Below are 3,828 nucleotides of genomic sequence, written 5' to 3' on the forward strand. Positions count from 1 at the left end.
TCGGACCCGGTCTTGCACGCGACGCAGCGCTCGCCGTCGAACTTTCGTTCGAGCAGCCAGTCGTCGCCGAAATCTCGGCGATCGCTCAGGGTTGCAAGCATCAACGCGAGCGGCACCCAGGCATCATCACCGAATATGCCCTGTTGTGGGCTTCAGCAGCAGCCATCGCTGCAAGCCTCGCCGCGCCACGCCTCCCGGCCCTCCTTGACGGCGGCTGCCGCGATCACAAGTCCTGCCAGCGGGTCAGCCCACCACCATCCCAGGAGCGCGTTGGCACCAAGACCCACAAGCAGCGCGACCGACAGGTAGGCGCACAGCATGTTCTGGCTACCCTCGCTCACGGTGGCGCGTGACCCGAGTTGGTGCCCGACGCGCCGTTTGGCGCGCGCAAGAAGAGGCATCGTCGGCGCGGTCACCGCCGCCAGGCCGATGCCGACCCAGCTTGCCTCGGGGTGCGCTCCCGCGAATGCGCGGACGGACTCGATCACGACGTAGACCGCCAGCACGAAGAACGACAGCGCGATCAACTGCTGCGCTCGCCGCTCCGCCGGCTGCGATGCGCCGCGCCCCCCTGAGAACAGCCAGACGATCACGCCACCTGCGGCGAACTCGATCAGGCTGTCGATCCCGAAGGCCACGAGGGCGATCGAGCCTGCCGAGATTCCGGCACCGATGGCAATGGCGAACTCGACCAGGTGCCAGGCGTTCCCGCCCCAGGCGAGGCGTCGGGCTCGGCGCTCAAGATGCAGTCGCGGATCGGCGAGCGTTGCCATGTTCTCAGCGTACTGAACAGAGTCAGGAGAGAGTGTGTGTGCGCCGCCTACGGCTCCTGTGCAGTGACGACGCACATCACCAGCCGCCCCCTCCCAAGGGCTCAACTGGCGGAGTCGCGGCGTACTGCCGTCGGGAGCCGAAGCCGTGACCTATCAAGAGCCTACGCCCATCCGTTGCAGAATGCGTCGCCGCCGCCCCGAGCGATGTCAGCCGTTGGGGAACAGGCGCTTCTCGGCCGCCACGTAATCAGCCTGGTTTCGGTCGACGGTCGCGGAAGGGTGCTGGGCGGTGAGGCTGAGCAGGGCCTCGTTGGCGTCGCTCCCAGGCAGCAATTCGTACTTGGTGAAGCGGAGGCTGGTACCGCCGTCGGTGCCGGTGGTGTCGAGCTGGACGGGGGCGTAGCTGCTCGTGTCGACGTAGTAGGTGATGTGGCCGTCCTGGGAGCGGAGCTCGAGCGTGTCACGGCCGGCGATGGTCGCGTTGCCGACGAGGTGGGCGCCGCAGGAACGGAGCATGGTGAGGATCTGATCGCCGTAATCCTGCGATCCGAAGTCGGAACAGTCCGGCGACGCTGCGGCGGCCCGCGCCGGGACGACGGCAGGCCGGTATCCGTTGAGCGTGGCAGCGCTGCGCGGTGCACGCACCCACTTGATCATCGCGCTTCTGTCCTTGAGCGCCTTGGCCTGGCTTGCCGTGACGACGAGCCGATACTTCTGGCCGCGGCCAGGGACGATCCTGTACCCGTGTCCGGGAGCAACTCGGAAGACCATGAGTCGCACCACGTAGGTGTTTGCGGTCGGTCCCGGAGAGATCCGATAGTTGCGTTGGGCCTCCGGCTTGGCGCTGTTTGCGGTCGTGGTGCTGGCGTAGATGGTGTTGGTGGCGGGGTCGTACACCTGCTCGGTATCCCCCACGTTCGCGCTCTCGGCGGTGGTACCGTCGGGGTTGGTCTCGACCTGGCGGCGGTCGTCAGCAGCACCGCTCCCCTGCCAGCTCTCGTCCCGCCAGGTGATCGACGTGCCGTCGCCGTTGTTCTGAGTTCCCCGCATGTCGACGTGCAGGATCGTGCCCGGGGGCTGGGCCGCGGCGGCGAGCGCATGCCGGACGACCGCGGCCGAGGCAGGAACGACTCCTCCCCGGTCTTCGCCGGTGATGGCGGTGATCGCGACGAGCGAAACAGCGGCGGCTCCCCCCACGGCGGCGAGCCGAACGGCCACCGTCCTGCTGCGCCGGGTGCCGGGAGAGTGCTCCGGGCGTGGTACGGCCAGGATCTCTCGGAGCAGCGCCTCGGCGGCTGCGTCCGTCGCCGGGTGGACGTCGCCCTCGAGCGGGTCGACGCCGCGGACGAGTTCCATCAGGTCTGCATCGCGGGTGCGTCTGGTCGTGGTCATGGTGCGATCTCCTTGACTACGGACGGGTGTTGGGGGTGCGGGTCGGCCTGCCCGGCGCGATCGAGCTCGCGGCGGAGACGGCGCTTGGCGCGGTGCAGTCGGACCCGGAATGCGGCCGGGGACTGGCCGAGCACCGTTGCCGCCTCGCCCGGTCGCAGGCCTTCCCAGGCGATCAACGTGATCGCTTCGCGGTCGGTCTCCGGCAGGCGTCCGAGCGCGGCCGCCACCCGGCCGGCGGATTCCTCGGCCGCGGATGGTGACGCGCTGCCGTCCGCGCGCTCCAGGCGCTGACGAAGCGCGCCTCGCCGTCGCGACCCTCGCTGCTGGGTGGCGATCACGTTTCGGGCGACGGCCAGGAGCCACGGCAGCGAATCGGCCGGCACCTCGCCGAGTCGTCGCCAGGCGACCAGGAAGGTGCTTGCGACGACGTCGTCGGACGTATCCCCCTGGGCACGACGCCGCGCGTACGCCGCCACCGCCCGATGGTGACGGCGAAACAGCTCCTCGAATCGCTCGGCAGCTCGAACATCCCGATCGTGCGCGTCAGCTGGTCCGGCCATCACCCACCTCTCGCCGGCAGACGTCCCATCGTTACACCGCCGGGGGCCGGCGGCACTCACCGTTCATCTCTATCACCCGCCGGATGGTCAGAATGGGTAATGCCGAAACCCGCCCCCACGGCCGATAAGAACCCCAGCATGAGGCTCCTTGCGCGTCGTCTGGTCGGTACCTGCTGCGTTGCGGCGATGCTCGGCGTGGGCGGACAGGCGCTGGCCGCCGGAGCGCCGCCGCCGGGAATGCCGCCCGTCGGCCACACACGACTCGGCATCGGCAGCAAGGATCCCGGCGCCTTTGACCGCCTCACCCGCCATCACCATGACGTCTGGTTGATGTTCGACATGCTGGGTGGATCCTGGGTCAGGTGGCACGGTTTCAGCACGCAGATCGCCAAGGCCACCTCCTCTCACAGGATCGCCATGATCACGCTGGGTGTGACACGCGTGTCCGACCGCCGCAAGCTGTCGCCGGGCTCGCTGGCAAACGGCAAGGCCGACAGCATCTACCTGTCCTACTCGAGCCAGGCCAACGCCGCGGGCGTGCCGGTCTGGATCCGTCCGATGCAGGAGATGAACGGCTACTGGATGTCGTACTGCGCGTTCAACGCGAACGGCACGCATCGTGGCGCCGCCTACTCCACCGGCAACTACAAGAAGGCCTTCCGGCGGATCGCGATCATCATGCGCGGCGGCACCAGAGCGGAGATCAACGCCGCCCTTCACGCCGCCGGCCTGCGACAGCTGCAGGCGCCGCTGCCGGTCGCCGGAATCACACCCAGCGGGCTGGTGGCCATGGTCTGGAACCCGCAGGGCGCCGGCGCGCCGAACGTGCGAGGCAACCAGCCGCACGACTACTGGCCGGGCGCGCGGTACGTCGACTACGTCGGCGACGACCTCTACGACCAGGACTTCAGGGCCTACTGGAAGGGCATGCAGCCGCTCTACAACTACGGAAAGCCGTTCATCCTGGGCGAGTGGGCGCCCTGGGGCATCGACGATCCCACCTTCGTCAGCCAGGTGTTCAACTGGGTGAGGACGCATCCGCGGACGGCGGCGCTGGTCTACTACGACTACTCCTCCACCTTCAGCCTGGGCAACAAGCCGCG

Annotated in this window: 3 protein-coding genes and 1 pseudogene; 1 reads left to right on the forward strand and 3 read right to left on the reverse strand. The window is 68.6% G+C overall.

Translation table 11 applies throughout. The annotated features are described in order from the left end of the window. Positions 1 to 152: 152 nt before the first annotated feature. From VN779_RS10660 to VN779_RS10670, 3 genes are all read right to left on the reverse strand, one after another. Positions 153 to 773 carry a cation diffusion facilitator family transporter gene (locus VN779_RS10660; RefSeq protein WP_325722305.1) on the reverse strand — a complete coding sequence of 207 codons (621 nt, stop codon included), beginning with the start codon at positions 771 to 773 and terminating at the stop codon, positions 153 to 155. Between the two features lie 207 nt (positions 774 to 980). Next, positions 981 to 2,165 carry a hypothetical protein gene (locus VN779_RS10665; protein ID WP_325722306.1) on the reverse strand — a complete coding sequence of 395 codons (1,185 nt, stop codon included), beginning with the start codon at positions 2,163 to 2,165 and terminating at the stop codon, positions 981 to 983. Next, positions 2,162 to 2,725 (reverse strand): RNA polymerase sigma factor, encoded by a 564-nt coding sequence (locus VN779_RS10670; RefSeq protein ID WP_325722307.1) that lies wholly within the window; start codon positions 2,723 to 2,725, stop codon positions 2,162 to 2,164. The genes VN779_RS10665 and VN779_RS10670 overlap by 4 nt, the downstream gene beginning before the upstream one ends. A gap of 99 nt (positions 2,726 to 2,824) precedes the next feature. On the opposite strand from VN779_RS10670, the pseudogene VN779_RS10675 reads away from it, so the two are divergent. Next, a pseudogene (locus VN779_RS10675) lies at positions 2,825 to 3,828 on the forward strand (hypothetical protein); the annotation flags it as partial.

It is taken from the genome of Actinocrinis sp., from assembly GCF_035605935.1.
Taxonomy (GTDB): domain Bacteria; phylum Actinomycetota; class Actinomycetes; order Streptomycetales; family Catenulisporaceae; genus Actinocrinis.

What these genes read in the sequence shown, in the direction of transcription:
- VN779_RS10660 (WP_325722305.1), bottom strand. Translation starts at nt 773, where the DNA reads ATGGCAACGCTCGCCGATCCGCGACTGCATCTTGAGCGCCGAGCCCGA.
- VN779_RS10665 (WP_325722306.1), bottom strand. Translation starts at nt 2,165, where the DNA reads ATGACCACGACCAGACGCACCCGCGATGCAGACCTGATGGAACTCGTC.
- VN779_RS10670 (WP_325722307.1), bottom strand. Translation starts at nt 2,725, where the DNA reads ATGGCCGGACCAGCTGACGCGCACGATCGGGATGTTCGAGCTGCCGAG.